Annotated in this window: 18 protein-coding genes and 2 pseudogenes; 7 read left to right on the top strand and 13 right to left on the bottom strand. The window is 60.4% G+C overall.

The window, feature by feature from the left end; genetic code table 11:
• Positions 1 to 61: 61 nt before the first annotated feature.
• From murI to AB2N04_RS13365, 3 genes are read right to left on the bottom strand one after another with little or no spacing between them, the layout of a single operon-like run.
• Positions 62 to 853 carry a glutamate racemase gene (murI, locus tag AB2N04_RS13355; RefSeq protein ID WP_367714930.1) on the bottom strand — a complete coding sequence of 264 codons (792 nt, stop codon included), beginning with the start codon at positions 851 to 853 and terminating at the stop codon, positions 62 to 64.
• A gap of 2 nt (positions 854 to 855) precedes the next feature.
• The gene (locus tag AB2N04_RS13360; RefSeq protein ID WP_367714931.1) at positions 856 to 1,644 is read right to left on the bottom strand and encodes an RNA methyltransferase; all 789 of its coding nucleotides are present in this window, start codon (positions 1,642 to 1,644) and stop codon (positions 856 to 858) included.
• A gap of 50 nt (positions 1,645 to 1,694) precedes the next feature.
• Positions 1,695 to 3,821 (bottom strand): DUF294 nucleotidyltransferase-like domain-containing protein, encoded by a 2,127-nt coding sequence (locus AB2N04_RS13365; RefSeq protein WP_367714932.1) that lies wholly within the window; start codon positions 3,819 to 3,821, stop codon positions 1,695 to 1,697.
• Positions 3,822 to 4,049: 228 nt separating this feature from the next.
• Between AB2N04_RS13365 and AB2N04_RS13370 the strand changes: the two genes are divergently transcribed.
• The gene (locus tag AB2N04_RS13370) at positions 4,050 to 5,261 is read left to right on the top strand and encodes an NADP-dependent isocitrate dehydrogenase (protein ID WP_367714933.1); all 1,212 of its coding nucleotides are present in this window, start codon (positions 4,050 to 4,052) and stop codon (positions 5,259 to 5,261) included.
• Positions 5,262 to 5,400: 139 nt separating this feature from the next.
• On the opposite strand, the pseudogene alaS reads toward AB2N04_RS13370, so the two are convergent.
• Together alaS and recA are read right to left on the bottom strand one after the other, a co-directional pair.
• A pseudogene (gene alaS / locus AB2N04_RS13375) lies at positions 5,401 to 8,063 on the bottom strand (alanine--tRNA ligase).
• Between the two features lie 208 nt (positions 8,064 to 8,271).
• Positions 8,272 to 9,357, bottom strand: a complete 1,086-nt coding sequence (gene recA, locus AB2N04_RS13380) for a recombinase RecA (RefSeq protein ID WP_367714934.1) — start codon at positions 9,355 to 9,357, stop codon at positions 8,272 to 8,274.
• A 236-nt stretch (positions 9,358 to 9,593) separates the two neighbouring features.
• Between recA and AB2N04_RS13385 the strand changes: the two genes are divergently transcribed.
• Complete coding sequence (locus AB2N04_RS13385; RefSeq protein WP_367714935.1) at positions 9,594 to 10,544, top strand: PfkB family carbohydrate kinase; 951 nt, start codon at positions 9,594 to 9,596, stop codon at positions 10,542 to 10,544.
• Positions 10,545 to 10,558: 14 nt separating this feature from the next.
• On the top strand, positions 10,559 to 11,482 hold the full coding sequence (locus AB2N04_RS13390; RefSeq protein ID WP_367714936.1) for a pseudouridine-5'-phosphate glycosidase: 924 nt from the start codon (positions 10,559 to 10,561) through the stop codon (positions 11,480 to 11,482).
• Positions 11,483 to 11,533: 51 nt separating this feature from the next.
• Here AB2N04_RS13390 and AB2N04_RS13395 read toward each other — a convergent pair whose 3' ends face one another.
• From AB2N04_RS13395 to AB2N04_RS13405, 3 genes are all read right to left on the bottom strand, one after another.
• The gene (locus AB2N04_RS13395; RefSeq protein WP_367714937.1) at positions 11,534 to 12,193 is read right to left on the bottom strand and encodes an OmpA family protein; all 660 of its coding nucleotides are present in this window, start codon (positions 12,191 to 12,193) and stop codon (positions 11,534 to 11,536) included.
• 157 nt (positions 12,194 to 12,350) lie between these two features.
• A complete protein-coding gene (locus AB2N04_RS13400; protein ID WP_367714938.1) occupies positions 12,351 to 13,427 on the bottom strand; it encodes a GGDEF domain-containing protein in 1,077 nt (358 codons plus the stop codon).
• Positions 13,428 to 13,549: 122 nt separating this feature from the next.
• Positions 13,550 to 14,380: an aldo/keto reductase gene (locus tag AB2N04_RS13405; protein ID WP_367714939.1), complete on the bottom strand. Its 831-nt coding sequence runs from the start codon at positions 14,378 to 14,380 to the stop codon at positions 13,550 to 13,552.
• Positions 14,381 to 14,470: 90 nt separating this feature from the next.
• Here AB2N04_RS13405 and AB2N04_RS13410 point away from each other — a divergent pair.
• Positions 14,471 to 15,470, top strand: a pseudogene (locus AB2N04_RS13410) (DUF1624 domain-containing protein).
• Positions 15,457 to 15,933, top strand: a complete 477-nt coding sequence (locus AB2N04_RS13415; RefSeq protein WP_367714940.1) for an isoprenylcysteine carboxylmethyltransferase family protein — start codon at positions 15,457 to 15,459, stop codon at positions 15,931 to 15,933. The pseudogene AB2N04_RS13410 and the gene AB2N04_RS13415 overlap by 14 nt, the downstream one beginning before the upstream one ends.
• Before the next feature lie 12 nt (positions 15,934 to 15,945).
• Here the strand turns inward: AB2N04_RS13415 and AB2N04_RS13420 are convergent, their stop codons facing one another.
• Complete coding sequence (locus AB2N04_RS13420) at positions 15,946 to 16,332, bottom strand: MerR family DNA-binding transcriptional regulator (RefSeq protein WP_367714941.1); 387 nt, start codon at positions 16,330 to 16,332, stop codon at positions 15,946 to 15,948.
• 469 nt (positions 16,333 to 16,801) lie between these two features.
• Between AB2N04_RS13420 and AB2N04_RS13425 the strand changes: the two genes are divergently transcribed.
• Positions 16,802 to 18,046: an MFS transporter gene (locus tag AB2N04_RS13425; RefSeq protein ID WP_367718816.1), complete on the top strand. Its 1,245-nt coding sequence runs from the start codon at positions 16,802 to 16,804 to the stop codon at positions 18,044 to 18,046.
• A 31-nt stretch (positions 18,047 to 18,077) separates the two neighbouring features.
• Here AB2N04_RS13425 and mgtE read toward each other — a convergent pair whose 3' ends face one another.
• Complete coding sequence (mgtE, locus tag AB2N04_RS13430; RefSeq protein WP_367718817.1) at positions 18,078 to 19,439, bottom strand: magnesium transporter; 1,362 nt, start codon at positions 19,437 to 19,439, stop codon at positions 18,078 to 18,080.
• Between the two features lie 300 nt (positions 19,440 to 19,739).
• Here mgtE and AB2N04_RS13435 point away from each other — a divergent pair, with 300 nt between their 5' ends.
• Entirely contained in the window at positions 19,740 to 20,198 is a 459-nt protein-coding gene (locus tag AB2N04_RS13435; protein WP_367714942.1) for a TspO/MBR family protein, read from the top strand.
• 148 nt (positions 20,199 to 20,346) lie between these two features.
• Here the strand turns inward: AB2N04_RS13435 and proX are convergent, their stop codons facing one another.
• The 3 genes from proX to AB2N04_RS13450 all read right to left on the bottom strand — a co-directional run bounded on the left by proX (position 20,347) and on the right by AB2N04_RS13450 (position 23,638).
• Positions 20,347 to 21,357 carry a glycine betaine/L-proline ABC transporter substrate-binding protein ProX gene (proX, locus tag AB2N04_RS13440; protein WP_367714943.1) on the bottom strand — a complete coding sequence of 337 codons (1,011 nt, stop codon included), beginning with the start codon at positions 21,355 to 21,357 and terminating at the stop codon, positions 20,347 to 20,349.
• Between the two features lie 98 nt (positions 21,358 to 21,455).
• Positions 21,456 to 22,388 (bottom strand): ABC transporter permease, encoded by a 933-nt coding sequence (locus tag AB2N04_RS13445; RefSeq protein WP_367714944.1) that lies wholly within the window; start codon positions 22,386 to 22,388, stop codon positions 21,456 to 21,458.
• On the bottom strand, positions 22,385 to 23,638 hold the full coding sequence (locus tag AB2N04_RS13450; RefSeq protein ID WP_367714945.1) for a glycine betaine/L-proline ABC transporter ATP-binding protein: 1,254 nt from the start codon (positions 23,636 to 23,638) through the stop codon (positions 22,385 to 22,387). Before AB2N04_RS13450 ends, AB2N04_RS13445 begins: the two co-directional genes overlap by 4 nt.
• Positions 23,639 to 23,697: the final 59 nt, after the last annotated feature.

Here is a 23,697-nt window from a genome sequence, read left to right on the forward strand (position 1 = left end):
GCGGGTGATTATGCCAGAGCTGGCCGCTTGTCAACCGAAACGAAGAAAACGCTTCACACGCTCAGCGCACCCTGAAACCGAATCCAGCGACCAGCCGGCGATAGCCCTCTACCAGTGAACCTGACGTAAAGTGGGCAACATCCTGCCCGTTTCCTTCGGTCCAGGAAGCGGGAAAATCGCTCGCCAGCGCAAGCGCCCGCCTTGCAATCGCCTCGGATGTATCAATCCAGTCCACCGGCCAGGGCGCCGTCTTGCGCATGCGGTTCACCAGAAACGGATAATGCGTGCAGGCCAGCACAACGATATCTGTGCGCTTGCCATCCTGCTCCACGAAGCAGGGAGCAATCTCGCACTCGACAGCCGCCTCATCCACGAAACCCTCGCGCATGTATTGCTCGGCAAGGGCCGCGAGATTCTCACTGCCGACCAGTCGCACATGGCATTTGGCCGCGTAATCACGGATGAGATCGCGCGTATACTGTCGCTTGACCGTGCCCGGCGTGGCAAGCACGGAGACCAGGCCCGAACGAGTGCGCTCCGCGGCCGGCTTGATGGCGGGAACAGTGCCCACAAAGGTCTCGTCGGGAAAAGCCGCGCGCAGCCTGTGTATGGCCAGTGTCGAGGCCGTATTGCAGGCGATGACCGACATAACGGGTCTGTAGGTTTCGACAAGCTCCTTGAACAGGCCGACCATTCGTTCAAGCAATGCCTCCTCCTCCCACGCGCCATAGGGAAAGGCCGCATCGTCTGCAACGTAGACATAGGGTCGTCCCGGCAGGAGAATGCGTGCTTCCTTGACAACGGACAGGCCGCCAATGCCCGAATCGAAGAAAAGGATCGGCCGGGTTTCCATTCTCAGCTCCGGTCAGGCGCGCCTGAGCCGCGCGGATTTTTCGGTGAGAATTTCTCAAGCGAACTCAACACACCACGCAGCACGGCGAGTTCCTCGACCGTGAATCCCGGTCGCGTGAACAGAGCGCGAAGGTTTTCCATCATCTTCGGCTTCTTGTCCTCGGTTCGGAAATAGCCGCGCTCATCCAGAACCGTGTCGAGATAGGACATCAGGCTTTCGATATGCTGCTTCTGCGCTGGTTCAAGCACCCGCTCGGGCGGCCTGACGGCCTGATCGCCCGTTTTTATCCACTCATAGGACATGAGCAGAACCGCCTGCGCGATGTTGAGCGACGCAAAGGCCGGATTGACAGGAAAGGTGACAATCTCATCGGCGAGTGCGACTTCCTCATTGGTGAGCCCCCAGCGTTCCCGCCCGAACATGATGCCGGTTTTCTGGCCGCCGGCATAACGGTTGCGCAGATCCGCAGCAGCCTCCACCGGGCCGCGGACCGGCTTGAAATTGTCACGCGGGCGCGCTGTCGTTGCCAGGACGAAGTTGAGATCCGCCACCGCATCCGCCGGCGTTGCAAACACTGCCGCTGCATCGATCACGTGGTCTGCCCTGCTGGCGGCGGCGCGTGCCTTTTCATTCGGCCAGCCATCGCGCGGATTGACGAGCCTGAGCTCCGCGAGACCGAAATTGGCCATGGCGCGCGCGACCATGCCGATATTCTCGCCCAGTTGCGGCTCAACCAGAATGATTGCCGGGCCTTCGGCGAGCATGTCCTGCTGTTTGTCTGTTCCTGCCATAATGCGCAGCTGTTACCCGCTTCACGCGCTGCGGTAAAGCACGCAGTTGGTCAGGAGGAGAACATCGCCCCACGCACAAGCTCGGGAATGAGCGCGACGGTCTTGAGTGCGTCTCTGAGCGTGTTCTGCTGACGGGAACTCAACCGGTCGAGCTCGATGCGGTTTGAAAGGGGAATGCCGGCGGCAATGTCTTCCACCTGTTGTTCAAGCACCCGCGCAAGCAGAAAACGGTGTGCATCTCGCAGGGCCAGGAGATCGTTTCGCGGCATGGCAGGCAGTTCGGCCAGTGCCTCGAGGCGCCTGCGGGTGGAAGGTTCTGGCAGATGATGCCGGATCGCCAGCGCACGCGCAAACGCGGCAATCGGAAACAGACCGTGACGCTTCAGATCCAGCCGCCCGCTTTCCTCTCGGAGACCGCCAAAGTGAGTGAACGGATTGCCGACCTCACGCACGCTTTCTCCAAGCAGCTTGGCAAAGGTGATGCGTTCTGCCCCCCTTTCCCAGGCATGGGTGGCCAGCGTGGTGACAAAATCCTCCTCACCGTAAACGGCACGCAGATCGTAGAAAATGTCGACATTGAGCAGATCCTCGGGGCGCGCTTTTTCCACCCACTCATCCACACGCCGAGACCATAGTGCCCGCGCGCCCCGCCATTGCGGGTTGCGAGCCATCACCCCACCTTTGCAAAGCGGAATCGCTGCCGCATGCAGATTGTCGGTGAAACGGTGCGCATATTCACAGAACCAGCGGTCTTCCGGCCCCTCCGGTTCCCCCCTGGCGAAAACCAGTGCGTTGTCCTGGTCGGCCGCCAGCAGGCTTTCGCCGCGACCGCCCGAACCGAGAACCATGACGGCAAACGGCGAAGGGGGTGCTCCCAGACCGTCGGTCTCCATGCTCTGGAGGGCCATTCTGCAGGCGCTCGCCGTGATCGCACAAAGGATTCCGGAAATGATCTCGGCGATGATGCGTGCGTCTATCTCCTCGTCAAGAAGTGCGGATGCTAAGACCGCCACCCGGGACCAGGCACCCGCGAGATCGGCCGATGTCTGAGCGTTTTCTATACGTCGCTGAAGATCGACCGCAGCGCCGGCGCGGAATTTCAGGAAGTCACGGGCCGAAATGATGCCCGATAATCGCCTTGCCGAATCCAGAACTGCCAGATGGCGGATTTGCCTGCGATGCATGAGGCCGAGCGCCTGGTAGAAAAAGTCATCCTCCATCACCGAGATCACCGGACGGATCGCGAATTCGGAAACCGGTCTGCCGAGAACCTTCTTGCCTGAGGATGCCACGGCCCGCAGAACGTCGCGTTCGGTCACGATGGAATAGTCATCGATATGGCTGCCCGTGGCGCCGTCGGGAGAAAGTAGCAGGGAACTGATGCGGCGATCTGCCATAAGGCGTGTGGCCTCATGAACAGAGACGCCCTCCCGCACCACCACGGGCTGCGTGTTTGCCGCTTCGCGGACCCTGTGACGAAACGCATACGGATCGATGGCTTCAAGAGCGTGCCGGGCCGCGCCACTGCGCCGCAGAAACGGCTCGCTCCAGCCGGCTTCTGCCTGCTGCCGCAATGCCTGCGTGCGCAGGCTGCAGGCCCGTTCGGCTTCTGCCACCGTGCGGATGCCGCGCTCGATGAGGCGCGGAGCAAGGGCCGTGAAAATCTCGCCTGCGATGCGCGCGTCGGCCCCGGCACTGTGGCGTCCGGTCGTATCAACCCCCAGCCAGGCGGCAATGGCATCAAGGGAAGCATCGGGAAGCTGCGGATTGACGATGCCCGCCAGCATCCGCACACAAAGGGTTCGCGGCGCCTGCCACAGGAGGCCGGCCCTGTGCGCCTCGCGCTCCAGAACCGCCAGATCGAAGCCAACCGCATATCCAACAAGGAGCCGGCCGCTGCGATACGTCTCGAAACGCCGCCATGCATCTGCGAATCCCGGTGCGGTGCGCAGCATCTGCCCTGTAATGCCGTGAATGGCCGTGGAGCGCTGCGGGACGGGCACCCCTGGATCGACCAGCACCTCGAAAACATCGGATGTCTTCAGCCGTCCCTCAACCACCGCCATGCCGCCAAGCTGCAATATGCGTGCTTCCTTCACATCGAGACCGGTGGTCTCGGTGTCGAACGCCACCGCACTGGCGGCGATCAGGGGCGTGGCGTCGATCACGGGTTTCACGACAGGCTCCGCACGGCTCGCTTTGCCCGATTGTGCATCAGATCCAGCGCCATTTCACGCATCGATGGGGCATCTGGGACGAAAGTCTGATGTCGCCGCTCGGACCGTTTGCCAGAAACAAAACGCCTGCCCGCTTTGCGCTTTCTGCAAGGAATGCTATAGGGCAGCCGACCTTTGCGCGGCCCCTCCTCGCCGTGCAGCATCACACCACAATTGCGGAGCTTTTTCATGGGTAAAATCAAGGTGGACAATCCGGTCGTCGAGCTCGACGGCGATGAGATGACACGGATCATCTGGCAGTTCATCAAGGAAAAGCTGATCCATCCCTATCTCGACATCGACCTGAAATATTACGACCTCGGCATCGAGGCACGTGACGAGACAGACGACCAGATCACCGTCGATGCAGCCAATGCGATCAAGAAATATGGCGTCGGCGTGAAATGCGCCACCATCACGCCGGATGAGGCGCGCGTCGAGGAATTCGGCCTCAAGCGCATGTACCGTTCGCCCAATGGCACGATCCGCAACATTCTGGGTGGCGTGATCTTCCGCGAGCCGATCATCATGAAGAACGTCCCGCGCCTGGTCCCCGGCTGGACACAGCCGATCATCGTCGGCCGCCACGCCTTCGGCGACCAGTACCGCGCAACCGACTTCAAATTCCCCGGCAAAGGCAAGCTGACGATCAAGTTCGTTGGTGAGGATGGCGAGACCATCGAGCACGAAGTGTTCGACGCGCCGGGATCGGGTGTGGCCATGGCCATGTACAATCTGGATGAATCCATCCGCGACTTCGCCCGTGCTTCGATGAACTATGCGCTGATGCGCAAGGTGCCGTGCTATCTCTCCACGAAGAACACGATCATGAAAGCCTATGACGGGCGCTTCAAGGATATCTTCCAGGAGATCTACGAGACCGAGTTCGAGGAAAAGTTCAAGGAAGCCAACATCACCTATGAGCACCGGCTGATCGACGACATGGTCGCTTCGGCGCTCAAATGGTCGGGCGGCTATGTCTGGGCCTGCAAGAACTACGACGGCGACGTGCAGTCGGACACGGTGGCACAGGGCTTCGGCTCGCTTGGCCTGATGACCTCGGTTCTGATGACGCCGGACGGCAAGACGGTGGAAGCTGAAGCTGCACACGGCACGGTGACGCGTCACTACCGCCAGCACCAGAAGGGCGAGGAAACCTCGACCAACTCCATTGCTTCGATCTTTGCGTGGACGCGTGGCCTTGCCCACCGTGCCAAGCTGGACGACAACAAGGAGCTGGCGAAATTCGCTGCCACGCTGGAAAAGGTCTGCATCGACACGGTGGAATCCGGCCACATGACCAAGGATCTCGCGCTGCTCATCGGCCCCGATCAGCCGTGGCTCTCGACCACCGGTTTTCTCGACAAGATCGAGGAGAACCTGCAGAAGGCGATGGGCTAACCACCAGCCCTTCGTCAGGCAAGACAAAGAGCCGCGGTTTCATCCGCGGCTTTTTTTCGTGTTTCCTCGCAGATAACAAAAAAACGCGGGCTCCCTCCGGGACCCGCGTTTTCCTTTTCTTGCCTGCAGGAGCGAGGGCTCAGCCTTCCATCGCAGCCTTAACGGCTGCGATGGCCTCGGCCGCCCTGGAGCCGTCGGGGGCCGCCGGCCTGAGCCATGTCGGGACGCCCGCCGCCGCCCTTGCCGCCGATGGCGGCGGAGGCGACGCGGACGAGATCCACGGCGCTGAAGCGCTCGGTCAGGTCCTTCGTTACACCGACCACGACGCTGGCCTTGCCCTCTTGCGACGTCCCGACGAATACGGTGACACCGGAGCCCAGCGAAGCCTTGCCATCATCGGCAAGCGGTTTGAGGTCCTTTGGCGAAATGCCATCGACCACACGGCCCATGAAGCCCACGCCGGCGACGGTTTCCTTGCCGTCATCGCTTGCGCCTGCTCCACCGCCAAGGGCGAGCTTGCGACGCGCCTCCGACAGTTCACGCTCGAGCCTGCGGCGCTCTTCAAGGACGGTCTCAAGGCGAGCACTCACATCGGCGGGGGCAACCTTCAAGGCACTGGCAGCAAGCTTCAGTTGCTGCTCCTGCTGGCCAAGATAATGCCGCGCGGCATCGGCCGTCAGTGCTTCCAGGCGGCGCACGCCTGAGGCCACAGCGCTTTCGGAGACGATGCGGATCAGGCCGATATCGCCCGTGGCCTTCACATGTGTGCCACCACACAGCTCCAGCGAATAGGTTTTTCCAGCCCTGGTGCCCTCATGCGCGGTGCCCATGGAGACAACACGAACCTCGTCGCCGTATTTTTCACCGAAGAGCGCCATGGCGCCGGCCTCGATGGCCTCGTCCACAGCCATGAGACGGGTCTCGACCGGAGCATTCTGCAAGACGATGGAATTGGCGATGTCCTCGATGCGGGCAAGTTCATCGTCCGAAATGGGCTTGGGATGGGAAAAGTCGAAGCGCAGCCGCTCGGGCGCGACCAGAGAGCCTTTCTGCGCCACATGTGTGCCCAGCACCTCGCGCAGCGCCTCGTGCAGGAGATGCGTGGCGGTGTGGTTGGCCCGGATGCGCGCGCGGCGCACATGATCCACCTTCAGCGCCACGACATCGCCGGTTCTGACTTTTCCGTTCTCGACACGACCGAAATGGACGAGAAGCCCGTCGCCCTTCTTCTGCGTGTCTGCCACCCCTATGGAAAAACCTTCGCCCGAAATAACGCCGGTGTCGCCCACCTGACCGCCGGATTCTCCATAGAACGGGGTCTGGTTTGTGACGATCGCCACTTCATCGCCATCGGCTGCGTGATCGACCATCGCGCCGTCGCGAACGAGGGCGGTCACCACGCCTTCGGCTTCCTCGGTCTCATAGCCGAGGAAATCGCTGCCGCCGGTCTTGTCCTTGACGGCGAACCAGACGGCCTCCGTGGCGGCCTCGCCGGAACCGGCCCAGTTTGCGCGCGCCTCGGCCTTCTGCAGTTCCATCGCGTCTTTGAAACCGGTCAGGTCCACATGGATGCCGCGCTGGCGCAGGGCATCCTGCGTGAGGTCGAGCGGGAAACCGTAGGTATCGTAGAGCTTGAAGGCGGTTTCGCCATCGAGCAGGTCGCCCTCACCCATTGAGCTGGTGGCGTCGGAGAGCAGCGTCAGACCGCGCGCCAGGGTCTTGCGGAAGCGGGTTTCCTCAAGCTTGAGCGTTTCGGTGATGAGCGCCTCGCCGCGCACCAGTTCCGGATAGGCCCCGGCCCATCTCGCGCACCAGCGCCGGCACGAGGCGCCACATCAGCGGGTCCTTCGACCCGAGAAGCTGGGCATGGCGCATGGCACGCCTCATGATGCGGCGCAGCACATAGCCGCGCCCCTCATTGGAAGGCAGAACGCCGTCGGCGATCAAGAAGCTCGACGCACGCAGATGATCGGCAATCACCTTGTGGCTGGCATGCTGCGCACCCTCCGCACGCACACCCGTGGCCTCTTCGGAAGCGTGGATGAGCGCCCGGAAAAGATCGATGTCGTAATTGTCGTGTACGCCCTGAAGCACGGCGGCAACCCGCTCAAGCCCCATGCCCGTGTCGATGGAGGGACGCGGCAGATCGACCCGCTCTTCCGGCGCAAGCTGTTCGAACTGCATGAAGACGAGGTTCCAGATCTCGATGAACCGGTCACCGTCCTCATCCGGGCTTCCGGGAGGGCCGCCAGGAATGTGATCGCCGTGGTCGTAGAAGATTTCCGAGCATGGTCCGCACGGACCCGTGTCGCCCATGGCCCAGAAATTGTCACTCGTGGCGATGCGGATGATACGGTCGTCGGGAAGTCCGGCAATCTTCTTCCAGAAGCCGGCTGCCTCGTCATCCGTGTGGTAGACGGTGACCAACAGACGCTTCGGATCGAGACCGAATTCCTTCGTGACCAGGTTCCAGGCAAGCTCGATCGCGCGATCCTTGAAATAGTCGCCGAAGGAGAAATTGCCCATCATCTCGAAGAAGGTGTGATGGCGGGCCGTGTAGCCGACATTGTCGAGATCGTTGTGCTTGCCACCTGCCCGCACGCACTTCTGCGCCGTCACCGCACGGTCGTATGGCCTTGTCTCCAGGCCGGTGAACACGTTCTTGAACGGGACCATGCCGGCATTGGTGAACATCAGGGTCGGATCGTTGCGCGGGACGAGCGGACCGGAGGCCACGATCTCGTGTCCGTTTTTCCTAAAATAGTCGAGAAAGGTCGACCGGATGTCGTTGACGCCACTCATGATACAGCCTTTGCGAGAAGCCCGCCCGGTAAAGCGGAAAACAGAAGTCCGCCTTTTAACGTCAGCACCCGGGCCCTGTCCAGAAATCCCGTGGCCCGGCAAAAGACCGGCCTGTCTCCCGGTGCAGACACACAAAAAAACACCGCCAGGAGTGGCGGTGTTTTCGAGAATGGCCGGACTGACGCCCGCACCATAAACAGTCAAAAACCTATTCGTCGAGATCGCCACCGTCCTGATCGCCCGGCCCTGTATCCTCAAGGAATTTTTCGGCAATCAGGCCAGCATTCTGACGCAGCGCCAGTTCGATCTCCTGAGCCGCCTCGGGATTGTCGCGCAGGAACTGCTTGGCATTCTCGCGCCCCTGTCCCAGACGCTGGGAATTGTAGGAGAACCATGCGCCGGACTTTTCCACAATCCCGGCCTTAACGCCAAGGTCAACCAGTTCACCCGTCTTCGAAACGCCTTCACCATACATGATGTCGAACTCCACCTGCTTGAAGGGCGGGGCCATCTTGTTTTTCACCACCTTGATGCGGGTCTGGTTTCCAACCACCTCGTCACGGTCCTTGACGGAACCGATTCGGCGGATGTCGAGGCGGACCGACGAGTAGAATTTGAGTGCGTTGCCGCCCGTCGTCGTCTCCGGCGAGCCAAACATGACGCCGATCTTCATGCGGATCTGATTGATGAAGATCACCATGGTCTTCGAGCGGGAGATGGAGGCGGTGAGCTTGCGCAGTGCCTGGCTCATCAGACGGGCCTGCATGCCTGGCAGCGTATCCCCCATCTCACCCTCGATCTCGGCGCGCGGCGTGAGCGCAGCCACCGAATCGACAACAATCACGTCCAGCGCACCCGAACGCACCAGCGTGTCGCAGATCTCGAGCGCCTGCTCGCCCGTGTCGGGCTGCGAGATCAGGAGATTTTCCAGATCGACCCCCAGCTTGCGAGCATAGACGGGATCAAGCGCATGCTCCGCGTCGATGAAGCCGCAAATGCCACCCTTCTTCTGCGCTTCGGCCACGGTGTGGAGCGCCAGCGTCGTCTTGCCGGAGCTCTCTGGACCATAAATCTCGACAATGCGGCCGCGCGGCAGTCCGCCCACGCCGAGTGCAATATCGAGGCCCAGCGACCCGGTGGAGATGGTCTCGATCTCGACCACCTGATCATTGGCGCCAAGCCGCATGATCGATCCCTTGCCGAAGGATCTTTCGATCTGCGATAGCGCCGCATCCAGAGCCTTGGTTTTGTCCACCGAATTATCCTCTACAAGCCGCAATGAATTCTGAGCCATGATACAACACCCCTTCGAGGTCAATGGAGGCGGTTCCGCCAAATCCGCGATAACCATCTGTACCCTTTTTGTTCTTTTTTTGCAATAGGCGTCAAAATATTGAAAAACAAGGATAAAAAGTTTTTGTTCTTTTTTTGTACGCAGAGAATTGCAATCAACAGCCCTTTCAGCGGTCTCGAAGCGGCTGCCCTCGACAGCCCGTTTTCGGGGCGCAGGGCGATTCGGAGAGTTAACCGATGATCACCGCCGATGCTGTGCGTCTTCTTGCCGTTGGGGGCGCCCACCCCGACAGGCGCGGACGGCTGACGGCCCCGCATATTCCGGCCACCTCCAACCCCGGCGATCTGCACGAAGAGGTGGGCGGCGGCATCTTCAACGCGGCCCGAATAGCCCATCGGCGCGGCGTGGCCGTGTCGCTGTTCTCCCTGCGCGGAGGAGACCCCGCAGGAGAAGCGGTGGCGCACGCCGTGGCAGAGGCAGGGTTTGAGGATCTCTCAGTCACGTTTCTCGACCGGACGACTCCGAGCTACACCGCGATACTCGACCATGACGGGGAGCTTATCACGGGTCTTGCAGACATGGCGCTCTATGAGACGGCCTTTGCCAAACAGATGCGCCGATCAAAGACGCGCGCGGCGGTGGCCGCCGCAAATGCCATCCTTTGCGATGCCAACATGCCGGCCGATGCCGTGGCAGCGCTTGCCGCACTGCGCGGCAGCACACCACTTTACGCAATCGCCGTCTCTCCCGCAAAGGCCGGGCGGCTCGTGCCCAGTTTTGCAGAGATTGCGGTCCTGTTCATGAATGCGAGCGAGGCGCGAAGCCTTTGCAACCAGAGCGCCAGCGCCCCGCCCGGCCAGACTGTTCAGGCACTGCGCGCACGCGGCCTCAACGCCGGGGTCATCACCCAGGGCAGCAATGCCCTGACTGTTTTTGACGGCTCCGGCCACTGGAGCATCGTACCGCCCCGGATTGATCCGGTCGTGGATGTGACCGGTGCCGGAGACGCGCTCGCCGGGGCAACCATCGCAGCCCTCATGCGCGGTCGATCACTGCCTGAAGCGGCTCGAGAAGGCGTCGCGGCCTCCGGCCTCGTTGTTGCATCCGCCTCGGCAGCGCCGGATTTCGACGCTAACCTGTTCAACGCGGCGCTTGCGCGGGTGCCCGCACCGCATTCAGTTTCATAAAGGAGTCTTCCCCCGTGCGTTCCAACAACATTATCGACATCCACGCGCCCGTTGCGCAGGCCCTTGCAGAAGGCAGGCCGGTGGTGGCGCTGGAGAGCACCATAATCACCCATGGCATGCCCTGGCCACGCAACAATGAAATGGCAAGCGAGGTGGAAGCGCTGATCGGTGAAGAAGGCGCAGTCCCCGCCACAATTGCGGTGATCGATGGACGATTGAAGGTCGGGCTTTCCCGGCAGGAGCGTGAAAGGCTTGCCCAGGCAAAGGATCCGATGAAGCTGTCGCGCGCCGATCTCGCCTTTGCGATTGCCGAGAGCCGGAGCGGCGGCACAACCGTGGCCGCGACAATGATCGCGGCGCGAATGGCCGGCATTGCCGTTTTCGCGACCGGTGGCATTGGCGGCGTTCACAAGGGCGCCGAGACGAGCTTCGACATTTCTGCCGATCTCGACGAACTGTCACGCACGCCGGTCATCGCGGTGTCGGCCGGACCAAAGGCCATACTGGACACCGAGAAGACACTCGAGGTGCTTGAAACGCGGGGCGTTCCCGTGGTTGCCTACGGCACCGACAGGATGCCTGCCTTCTGGTCGCGTCACTCCCCCTACCCGGCACCGCTCCGCCTCGACACGGCCGAAGCGATCGCCCGCTTCCAGGCCACCCGCACGGCACTCGGCATCGATGGCGGCATGCTGATTGCAAATCCGGTGCCTGCAGATGAAGAGATCGACGCCGACACAATGGCGGAACACATAGCCCGTGCACAAAAGGAGGCGCTGGACAGGGGCGTTTCGGGCAAGGATGTCACCCCATTCCTTCTTGCCCGCATACTCGAGCTGACCGACGGGGCGAGTCTGGTGACCAACATTGCCCTGGTTAAGAACAATGCGCGCCTAGCGGCCCGCATCGCGACAGCTCTGACTGCGCAAAGGACATGAGAAAGCCGCCGGATCGCTCCGGCGGCTCTGCGTTTTCCATGACCTGGGAACTCAGGCGCCCGTGAGCGGCGAGAGCTTGATTTCCACGCGGCGGTTCTGGGCGCGGCCTTCAGGCGTGGCGTTCGATGCAATCGGCTGGGACTCACCCTGGCCGATGATCGCGAACCGCTGGCTGCTCGCGCCCTGCCCGATCAGATAGTTTGCCACCGCACCGGCGCGGCGCTGCGACAGTTCCAGATTGTAGTTCGCATCACCTGTCGAATCGGTGTGCCCAAAAACGTCGACCAGCGTGCGATTGTATTTCTGCAGCACCAGCGCGACTGAATTGAGCGTGGAATAGAAGGCCGGCTGGATGTTGGCCGAATCGGTGGCGAAGGTGATGTTGGAGGGCATGTTGAGGATGATGTAGTCCCCCTGACGCGTGACGCTCACACCCGTGCCCTGCAACTGTCCGCGCAGCTGCGCTTCCTGCTGATCCATATAGGAACCGACCGCACCGCCAGCCAGTGCGCCGATACCCGCACCGATCAGCGCGTTGCGACGATCATCGCCGCCGGCGAGAAGACCAACGCCCGCACCTGCCAGCGCACCGAGCGCCGCCCCACCGGCCGTGTTGGAGATTTTCTGCTGACCGGTATAGGGGTCTGTGCTGGTTACGCAGCCGGCAGAAAACCCTGCCACAAGCGCAACAGCGATGGATTTCTTCAACATGGTCCGTTTCCTCACGTTTGTTCAAAGCAGCGATCAGAATCGCTCATGTCGCCCCACGACGCGGATGTATCACAAATGGGGCAAAATTCGGCGTTCAGCCGAAGAGAACTATAGGCAAATCCTGAGAGATTGCACCCGTTGAATCGCGCTCGGGAGATCAGTCGCTGCGATAGAGCAACCAGTTTTTCGTAAACTTTCCCTTGGGAATCCGGGAGAACAGGGTGACGCGGTTGCGGCCTTCGACCTTGGAGGCATAAAGTGCCTGATCTGTCTTCGCGTATAGCTCGTCAGCGTCGGAGGCGTCAGTGGCCATGCAGACGCCCAGAGAGATGTGAATGGGCCCGCATGGGCGGGCGCCGGAACCGACAACGAACTCCGCCTTTTCGACCGCCACCCGCACGGTTTCGGCCAGTTTCATCGTGGCCTCCTCCGATAAGCCTTCGACGATGATGGCGAACTCTTCGCCGCCTGTTCTTGCTACAAAACAATTGTCGGCGCACTGGGTCTTCAGGAGCCTGGCGACGCCCTGGAGGATCTTGTCTCCCACCGGGTGGCCATAGCGGTCGTTGATGGCCTTGAAGCCATCGATGTCGGCCAGAATGAGCGCGTGGAACATGACGGAGCGCTCATCGTCGAAAACGGTGGCCATGCGCCGGTCGAATGCGCGTCGGTTCCAGATCTTCGTTAAAGGGTCTGTATCGGCGAGCCGCTTGTAACGCTCAAGCTTGGCACGCGTTTCCTCAAGTTCGGTGGATTTCTGCTCCAGCGCCTGCGTGATCTGCCGTCCCTGTGCGATCGTGGTCTCGGTCGCGGCAGCCATGATGCCGACGATCTTGCGCATAATGTCCCGGGAGAGCTCGCCGCGGCTGTTCAGGCCGTTGGAGGTCTGATCGAGAATGACGCCGAACTTTTCCAGCGAGGAGCGTTCGCGCCCCAGCAGAGAGAGGATTTCCTCAGCGCGCGATGCAATCTGCTCCTGCGCGTTTTCGACAATGGCATGCCTGTTGCTCTGCGCGAAATATTTCAACGCCAGTTTGTCCAGCGCGTCCTGACTGGGCCTGCCATTCAAGGCTTCGAAATCGCGCACCAGATCACGATTGGATCCGGTAAACACTTCATAGAAGATTTCGTAGTTCCGCGGCAGGCCAACAACACCCATGCGTCGCATGGAGCTTGAAATTGTGCTGGCAATATCGGTGGCTCCTTTTTCCGGAGCGCCTGACATTTGCAACATGCGCAGTCCACCTTCCCCCAAAGGCTGGCTGATAGACGCCACCTCACTGCGGAGCCAACAACAACCAAGAAAAGCTTATATTCTATCAGCTAACGCAGGGTTAACCGGGTTTTTGAGCCCGATCAGGCCGTATCCCAGACGGGCGAGAAGTCGTAATCACAGATGCGGCTCATCCTGTTTTGCAGTGCAGAGATGGCTGCCATTTCACCATCGGTGAGCGAGAAATCGAAGATGTCGGCATTTTCGGCCAGACGGTCGGGATTGCTGGTGCGCGGTATCGCAACCACGTTTTCCTGCTGCACGTGCCATCGCAGCACGATCTGGGCCGGTGTCTTGCCATAAGCAGTGGCAGGACCGGCAATCGCAGGCTGAGAGAAGAGATCGCCACCGCGCGCCAGCGGACAGTAGGACACCATCGCCATGCCCGCGCGACGGCAGGCCTCGTGAACCCGGTTCTGGTTCAAAAACGGATGGTACTCGACCTGATTGGCCACAAGCGGGGCTTCTGAAAGGTCCACGGCCTCGGCCAGAAGCGTGGTTGGAAAATTCGATACGCCGATGTGACGGGTAAGGCCGCCCTCCTTCACGCGGTTGAGAGCCTGAATGCTCTCGGAGAGCTTCACATTCGGGTTCGGCCAGTGGATGAGCAGAAGGTCCAGATAACCGGTACCGAGGCGTTTCAGACTTGCTTCCGCAGAGCGCTCCAGGTCTCCGGCAGCGATGTCCGTCCACCAGACCTTGGTCGTTACGAACAGCTCCTCGCGCCCGACACCCGAGGCACGGATCCCCTCACCCACGGCTTTTTCATTCTCATATGCCGCTGCCGTATCGACATGTCGGTAGCCGACCTCAAGGGCACGGGAGACGAGCTGCGAGCAGGTTTCCCCCCGCAATGTCCATGTCCCCATGCCGAGAACAGGGATGGATGCGCCGTTGACCTTCACCACATTCATTGACTTTTCTCTCCGTGTTTCGGCCACTTTTAGCGCTGACTGATATAATCACAACATAAAATCAATGATCCTCCGGGGGACGGATAATTCATGCGCCATCGTGCGGCGGGCAAATCACGCATCGAAGTCATCGACCTTGCCCGCGGCGGGGCACTCCTGGCCATGGCGATCTATCACCTCGGCTGGGATTTCGAGTTTTTCGGTTACATGGACGCCGGCACCACCGTCTCGGGTGGCTGGCGCCTGTTCGCCCGCAGCATTGCCACATCGTTCCTTTTTCTGGTGGGTGTCAGCCTTTTTCTCGCCCATGAGAACCGAATTCGCTGGGGCGGGTTCGTCAGGCGACTGGCGAAGGTGACTGCTGCTGCGGCGGCAATTTCGCTGATGACATGGTTTGCCTTTCCTTCCGGTTTCATCTTTTTTGGCATCCTTCACCACATCGCCCTTGCCAGCCTGCTGGGGCTTGCTTTTATTCGCACTCCTGCCTGGCTCCTTCTGGTACTGGCCGTGGCATGTGTGGCAGCACCCAATTATCTCGGCTCCTCTTTTTTCGATGTTCCGTGGCTGTGGTGGGTCGGTCTTTCCACCTTTCGCCCGCCCTCGAACGACTACGTGCCTCTTGTTCCATGGTTCGGGGCCGTCCTTTCAGGGATCGCGGCAGCGCGGATTGCGAGAGACACGGGTTTTCTCCAGAGGCTCTCGCTGATCAGGGCCGGCGCGATGGCATGCTCCCTTCGCGTTTATCGGGCGCCACAGCCTCGCCTTTTATCTTTTGCATCAGCCGGTGCTTATCGCCTGCGTGTGGGCAGTGGCGCAGATCTGGCCTCCTGCCGACGTTCCCACGGACCTTCGGTTCACCAATGCATGCACATTGCAGTGCCTGGAGACGCGCGACGATGCATTCTGCACGGCTTATTGCGGCTGTTTCACCGAAACGCTGGCGGCAGAAAACAGGCTTGACGGGGTGATGTCGGGCAGCCCCGCCGCGGACGCACAAACCCGCTTGAGCGAAATCGCCGCCCAATGCACTATGAGCGCACAAAAGGGGAGCGATTTCACGCAGCCGGAGCTTTCCAATGAACGACCATGAACACGGGCCAGCGCGGTTCCCCTGGCCACCGGTGATTTATCTTGCGGCCATAGCCATCGCTGCAACGCTTGGGGTCTTCCATCCCCTGCCCTGGTTCGGACCGCCCTTTGCGGACATTCTTTTCGCCATCGGCTGGCTGCTGATCGTCGGATTTGTGTTCATCGACATTCAGGCCATGCGCACGCTTTACCGGGCGGGCACGGCCATCCTTCCGACGCGAAGTGCCGATGCGCTGGTGACCAGCGGTCCTTTCGCCATAAGCCGCAACCCCATCTACCTGGGCAATTCCATGCTCCTGGCCGGCATCGCACTGGTATCGGGCAATGTCTGGTTTATCGGGCTTCTGATCGTGGCAGCCTTTCTCACGCAGAAGCTCGCGATCGAACCGGAAGAACGCCATCTCGAAATGCGGTTTGGCAAGAAATATCGCGACTACAGGAAGCGTGTTCGCCGGTGGTTCTGAGAGCGCTTGCGCTCAGGTGGTGACACCGAGTTCTGCGAGCCGCTCAACACAGGCCTCTTCCGCACGCGACAGTTCCTCGAGCGTGTCTTCCAGATCGCGGCGTTTCTGGCGCAGATCCTGCTGCTTTTCCGAGATTCGCGCCAGCATCAGCTTCAGTTGGCCGATTTCCCCCGGCGGAGCCTTGTATACCTCGATAATCTCGCGGATTTCGGAAATGGAAAAACCGATACTGCGACCGCGCAGGATCTGGCGTACCAGATGCCGGTCGGATGGCCGGTAAAGCCGGGTCCGCCCGCGGCGAACCGGTTTGATCAACCCCTCATCCTCGTAGAAACGCAACGTCCGTGTGGAAATGCCGAACTCACGCGTCAGCTCGGTGATGGAGTAGTAATCGCGCATCGCGCTCTGCCCTTTGACTAACGGCTCCCCGATCGCCCTTTCGGACGGTGCCCCGATGGATGTTGCCGCATTATCCTTGTCGCTCGACCCCCGGCAGGGCCCCGCCTGCCCGAGCCACCCTGCCTTCAAGTGAGAGCTATTATCGAACAGGGGAAGGCAAAGTGGCACGTGACTTACGTAAAAGTCAATTTCATCCGCCCGCCACCGTGTCCTTTCCCAACATTCACCTGGTCCACCAGAACAGGCCCTGCCCCCTGTCTGGCACCAATGGCACTCGCTTTCCTTCGGTTTTTCCCCGGTTGGCGCGGAGATTGTGAAGGGGCGCCCGCATTGGCAAATGGTCAGCGACAACACCGCCCTGGCCCTACTGAGCAACCTGTTTCTCATATATCGAGGAAAAATCAGGGTGCGGGCGGCAGTCTTCTGCACGCGAATCACCGGTCCGGCAAAAGGAAAAGCCAGCTTGCAGATGCGCGCGCCCGACAACGACAGCGATACACTGATCGATGGTCCCTACGCCTGGTTTCGAATGACAGTCTCCCTGCTTCTGGGAACATTCGGAACGGTTGGTCTGTGGGCCTTCGTGGTGGTTCTCCCACCCATCCAGGCCGAGTTTGGGGTCGACCGTGCTGCCGCCTCGCTTCCCTATACAAGCACAATGATCGGGTTTGCGATCGGCAATGTTCTTCTGGGCCGGTTTGCCGACCGCATCGGCGTTGCGCTGCCGGTAGCACTGGCGGGCGCGGCACTTGGCGCGGGGTTCATCGCCTCCAGCTTTACCACCGCGCTCTGGCAGTTCGTTGTACTGCAGGGTCTGATCGGACTCGGCGGCTCAGCCTGTTTCGGCCCTCTTCTTGCAGACATTTCCCACTGGTTCGAGAAGCGCAGGGGCATCGCGGTCGCAGCGGTGGCCTGCGGAAACTATCTTTCCGGCGTCCTGTGGCCGACGGTCATAAAATTCGCGCTGGAACACACGAACTGGCGCGTGACATTCCTGGGCATCGGCATTTTCTGCATCGCGAGCATCGTGCCCCTGGCGATGCTGATGCGCGTACGGCCCAATGTGAACCAGACGGACGATGACATTGCCGAAACGCATTTGCGGCGCCCGGGGGGACGAAAGCCGATCGACCTTTCACCACGCGCACTGCAGGCACTTCTCATTCTTGCCGGGCTTGCCTGCTGCGTTGCCATGGCGATGCCACAGGTCCACATCGTGGCTTATTGCATGGATCTGGGTTTCGAGATTTCACGTGGCGCGGAAATGCTGTCACTCATGCTGGGAGCCGGCATTGTCAGCCGACTCGTCTCCGGTTTACTGGCAGATCGGATCGGGGGTGTCCCCACACTTCTGATCGGTTCGGTCCTGCAATGCCTTTCGCTTTTTTTGTACATCCCTTTCAACGGCCTCGCCTCGCTCTACATGGTCTCGCTGATTTTCGGACTGTCGCAAGGCGGGATCGTGCCAAGCTATGCCATCATCGTGCGTGAATATCTGCCGGCCCGCGAGGCCGGACAGCGCATGGGCATCGTTATCATGGCAACGATTGTCGGCATGGCCATCGGCGGCTGGATGTCTGGCTGGATCTATGACCTGACCGGCTCATATCAGGCGGCTTTCCTGAACGGCATCGCCTGGAACATCGGCAACATGGCGATTGCGCTTTTCATTCTGTTTCGCGCCAGCCGCACTGCAACGCCCCTGCCCGCCTGACGGAGAACGGTTCACCGTCTCCTTCCGCGGTCTACAGCCCGAACCACCATGTGGCCAGGCCGAGAAAGGCGAAGAAGCCCACGACATCCGTCACGGAGGTCACAAACACGGCGGAGGCTACGGCCGGATCAGCACCGACGCGATCGAGCAGGAGTGGTATGAGGATGCCGCCGAGTGCAGCGACGAACATGTTGATGACCATCGCCGCAGCGATGACACCGCCAAGATTGTAGTCCTGAAACCAGGTGGCGGCGACAAGGCCGATCAGCGTGGCGAAAATCACGCCATTCAACAGCCCCACCCCCATTTCACGGCGGATGATGCGTCCCGCGTTGTAGATATCGATGTCGCGGGTGGCGAGAGCGCGCACGGTGACCGTCATGGTCTGGGACCCCGCATTGCCGCCCATGCCGGCGACAATGGGCATAAGGATGGCAAGCGCCACGATCTTCTCGATGGTCGCGTCAAACAGCCCGATCACCGATGCCGCAAGGAAGGCGGTGATGAGATTGACCATGAGCCAGGGCACGCGAGAGCGTGCGGCGGTCCAGACCCTGTCGGAGAGTTCCTCGTCACCAACACCACCAAGACGCAGGAGATCCTCCTCGGCTTCCTGCTGGATCACGTCAACCACGTCATCGATTGTCAGCACACCGACGAGACGCTCATTTTCGTCCACCACCGCTGCCGACAGGAGATCGTATCGTTCGAAGATCTGCGCAGCCTCTTCCTGATCCATCGTGGCGGGGATGGCGTGGCGCGTCTCACGCATCACCTCTTCGATCTTCACGCCGCGCTTGGTGCGCAGTATGCGGTCGAGATCGACCGCTCCGACAAGGCGGAACGTGGGATCTATGACAAATATCTGCGAGAAACTGTCAGGCAGGTTCTGCTCCTCGCGCATGTAGTCGATCGTCTGGCCCACGGTCCAGAATGGTGGCACCGCAACGAACTCGGTCTGCATGCGGCGACCGGCCGTTTCTTCCGGATAGCCAAGCGAACGACGAAGCCGGACGCGCTCGGTGAAGGGAAGTTCGGCCAGGATCTCGTCCTGGTCCTGTTGGTCGAGGTCCTCAAGAATATAGACCGCATCGTCGGAATCGAGCTGTTCAACGGCCCGCGCAACCTGCTGGTTGGGGAGATTCTCAAGGATTTCGAGGCGGATCGCCTCGTCCACCTCGGTAAGCGCAGTGTAATCGAAGTCATCGCCCATGAGGACGACGAGAGCGAGCCGTTGCTCGGGCAAAAGCGCTTCCAGGAGGTCACCGATCTCCGACTGGTGAAGCGTGCCCACATCCTGTCGCAGCGTGATGGTGTCACGATCCGCGATGGCAGCGCCAATATGCGCAAGGAATGGCGCTGAAATCACACCATCCGCATCATAGATACCCATGCCTTCCGCGCCATCCTGCGCGGCGTTTTCATTCAGTCCTTCCGGTTCGCTCAAATGGACCTCCCTGGCTGGGATCAAAAGCTCTGCAGATGGGCACAGTCTCCATCCGGCAATACAGAGCCCGACGCGGCACGGCAACAGGCCTGCCTCGCTTTCCGCCGTAGTTTTTGGTTATGTTACCCGACCTTCGGGTTCGCAACGGAACCCAGCTCCCCTATCTTTGTTAATGTCTGTGGCGTGGTCGGGTTCCGCTTCAGAAAGAACTGCCGCGTAGCCGGATCGGATATCATGAGGACAACAATGCCACTCTTTCGCATTCTGCCGTTCTTTATGTTGCTGGTACTCGGCGGTGGCCTTGTCATCGGCTATCTCACGGCACCCGGCGCATGGTATGCGGCGCTCGAGAAGCCCGCTTTCAATCCACCCGGCTGGGTTTTCGGCCCGGCCTGGACATTTCTCTACATCCTCATTGCGCTGGCTGGCGCACGCATGTGGCTGCGCGAGAGGCACGGGACAGCCATGAAACTCTGGTGGTCGCAGCTTGCGCTCAATTTCGCCTGGTCGCCCGTATTCTTTTCACTGCACCAGATCGGGCTGGCGCTTGTCATCATTTTCGGGCTGGCGATCAACATCGTGGCGTTAATTGCCGTGACCTGGCGTGTGGACCGACCGTCGGCACTGATGTTTTTGCCTTATGCAGGCTGGGTGTTATTCGCGAGCCTTCTCAATGGCTTCATTCTGCTTCTCAATCAGACCTAGGCTTGCTCACAGACGCGAATAGGCCGCTGACACCAGACCGTCCGGCCTTTTCGGATCGCAAGCTGCCTGAAAAACAAAGCCGCGCACCATTTGTGATGCGCGGCTCAATGTTCAAGGGGCCTTTACGGGCCCATTGCACGGCTGGCTTTTACTGAGCGGCCTTGCGGGCTTCTTCCAGCCAGCCATCGACGAGGTCGCGATGTTCGGCGATCCAGTCCGAGGCCTGCTTCTTGATGTCTTCCGGCTTGTCGGCACCGTCGTTCATGGCAGAATTCTGCGCGAAGATGTCCTCAAGCGGGATCGACGCGGCCTTGAGAAGGCTGGTCACGGCCGGGTTTTCTTCAAGGAACTTGGAGTTGGCGACCGGCACGATGTCATTGGCCTCAAAGCCCATCACACAGGGATCGGCCACACAGGCGTCGATACCGGCAGCGGCGTTCTCGTCATTGGCTTCTTCGGGAACCTGAATCCAGACCACGTCTTCGCCAAGCTTCAGCTCGTTGACCGTCCAGTTCGGCGTCCAGGTGTAGAAGAGGATCGGCTCACCGCTCTCATAGGCTGCAACGGCGTCAGCCATCGATGCCGAATAACTCGCCTTGATCTCGTTGATGTGATCCTTGAGCTCGTATTCGGTCAGGTGATCTTCGATCGCCACCTCACAGCCCCAGCCGGGCGGGCAGGCAACAAGATCGGCTTTCCCGTCACCGTCACGGTCAAAAGCTTCCTTGACTTCGTCGCGCTTGAAATCGTCGAGCGTCTTGATGCCGAATTTTTCAGCCGATGCCTTGTCGACGAGATAGCCCTGAAGTGCGCCACCGGCAGCGACCGCTCCGACGAGTTCCGCGCTGCCTTCGAAAGCGGGGCGATAGGTGTCATGGATCGGGAACCAGCCGTTCACCCAAAGGTCAACGTCGCCATATCCCACAGCCTGGTAGAAGGGCGGGTTGTCGAGTGTGGTCGGACCATCCACCGTGTAGCCGAGCTCTTCAAACATCTGCTTGTAGATTTCGGAGTGGAACCAGCCCGTGTCCCAGGTGGCCTGGGCCATTTTGATCGTCTTGCCGGCACCGGGACCGTCCTGAGCCATCGCCGGCATTGCAACGGAGCCGAGCAGCGCGAGCGCTGCGATGGCGGGAATGCTTTTCTTAAGACCAGTCATAACAAGCAGTCTCCATAATTTCTCGTGTTCAATAAGTGCAGCGTTCTGGCTGCCATGAAGGTGGAACGCGGTATCGCGAACCACCCGGCGAACAGGGCCTAGGAAGCCTTGCCCGCTTTTTCTCCGTCACCCGGCCTGCCGAGCCCGAACATCGAGCGCAGCGTCTGCCAGAGCGAAGGTGATTGCACGGCTTTCTTTTCACCGAGCGATTGCGTGATGCGGTCGAGAATGATCGCAAGAAGCACGATGCCGATGCCACCGGCCGTTGCTGCCCCCACATTGAGGCGGCCAAGGCCCGTGTAAACCGTCAGCCCGAGCCCGCCGGCACCAATCAGCGCGGCGATGACCACCATGGACAGTGCGAGCATGAGCGTCTGGTTGAGACCGGCCATGATGGTGCGCAGCGCGAGCGGAAACTGCACCTCCCACAGCATCTGCCAGCGTGTCGAGCCAAACGCCTCCGCAGCCTCGATGAGATCCGCACGCACATTGCGGATGCCCAGATTGGTAAGCCTTATGATCGGCGGCAGGGCAAAGATGATCGTGGCGATGATGCCTGGCACCATGCCGACGCCGAACAGCATGACGATCGGTACCAGATAAACGAAAGAGGGGATCGTCTGCATGATGTCGAGGATCGGTCGCACCACGAAGAGCACGCGGTCGCTGCGCGCGGTCCAGATGCCGAGCGGAATGCCGATCATGGCGCAGAAGAGCACCGATGTGATGATCATCGACAGGGTGGTCATGGTTTCCGCCCACAGGCCGATCATGTCGATGAACACGAGCGCCACCGCCGTGAAGATGGCGACGCCCCTGCCCGCCGTGCGCCAGGCGATCAATGTGAGCACCACGGTGAACAGCAGCATCGGCAGCCAATGGAAAAACGCATCGAGCCACCCCAGAACCGTCGTGACCGGGGTCTGCATGGCGCGGAAAAGCGGCCTGAAGTTCGGGACCAGAAAATCGCGAACAAGGCTGTTGACCCAATCGTCGAGCGGAATTTGAACAAGGTCTGCGGGACTGATCATTTGCGTTCTCCTTCCCCGGCGGCCAGCTCGGCTTCAGCCTTTTCGTCCTGTTCAGGGGCGTCGGAGGCCTCCTCTCCCGAAAGCTGCGAAAAGACCGACTGGGTTTCGATCACGCCTGCAAGTCGGCCGCGCTTGTCTGCCACGGCGATCGGGTATCCGGCACTGGCAGCGCCATAGAGTTCGTTGAGCGGGGTTTCGCGTTCAACCGTCGGAACGTCTGTGACCATCACCTCCGAAAGATCGGTGCGGCCTTCCTCGCGTGCGGCCACGGCGAGCTCCTGATAGGTCACGAGACCGGCAATGCGGTCCTGATCGACCACGTAGAGGGCATTGCGGTTATGCTCCTCCATCAGTTCCAGCGCCTTTTCCGCGGCGCCCTTTTCACCGAGCTCGACGGTGATGGGACGCTCGGCCACATGCGCTGCATCGAAAACGCGGCCGCGATCGATGTCGGCGACAAAAGCGGCGACATAATCGTCTGCCGGATTGTCGACGATTTCCTGTGCCGTGCCGACCTGGACAAAACGACCATCCTTCATGATGGCAATCTTGTCGCCAAGAAGCAGCGCCTCGTTGAGGTCGTGCGTGATGAAGATGATGGTCTTCTTCAGTTTTTTCTGGAGATGAAGAAGCTCTTCCTGCATCTCGCGGCGGATCAGCGGATCGAGAGCGCCGAAGGGCTCATCCATCAGGAGGATCTGCGGATCCGTGGCGAGACCACGGGCAAGCCCGACACGCTGCTGCATGCCACCGGACAATTCGCCAGGATAGCTGTCGGCATAGGCTGCTAGTCCCACCTGCTCCAGCGAGGCAAGCGCTTTCTTGCGGCGCGAAGCTGCGCTTTCGCCCTTTATCTTCAGGCCATAGGCAACGTTGTCGGCCACGCTTTTGTGCGGAAACAGGGCGAAATGCTGGAAGACCATGGTGATCTTTTCACGACGCACCCTGCGAAGCCGCTCGGCCGAACAGCTCGCAACATCGTCATCGTCGATGAGGATCTTGCCATAGGTGGGCGGGATCAGTCCGTTCAATGTCCGGACAAGCGTGGATTTGCCAGAGCCCGAAAGGCCCATGACCACGAATATCTCACCTTCCTTCACTTCGAAGCTGACGTCCTGAACACCGACGGTCTGGCCGGTTTCTTCGAATATCTCGATCTTGGACTTGTTTTGCTTCAGACCTTCCAGCGCCTGTTCTGGATGATCGCCAAATATCTTGTAAACATTCTCGACCCGTAGTTTGGGTTTCATGGTTCCTCTTGTTGGATTATTTTATGGGAAATGAAATACAGGTCAAATACCTGTAGAAT

It is taken from the genome of Nitratireductor sp. GISD-1A_MAKvit (assembly GCF_040819555.1).
In the GTDB taxonomy this organism is placed as follows: Bacteria; Pseudomonadota; Alphaproteobacteria; order Rhizobiales; family Rhizobiaceae; genus Nitratireductor.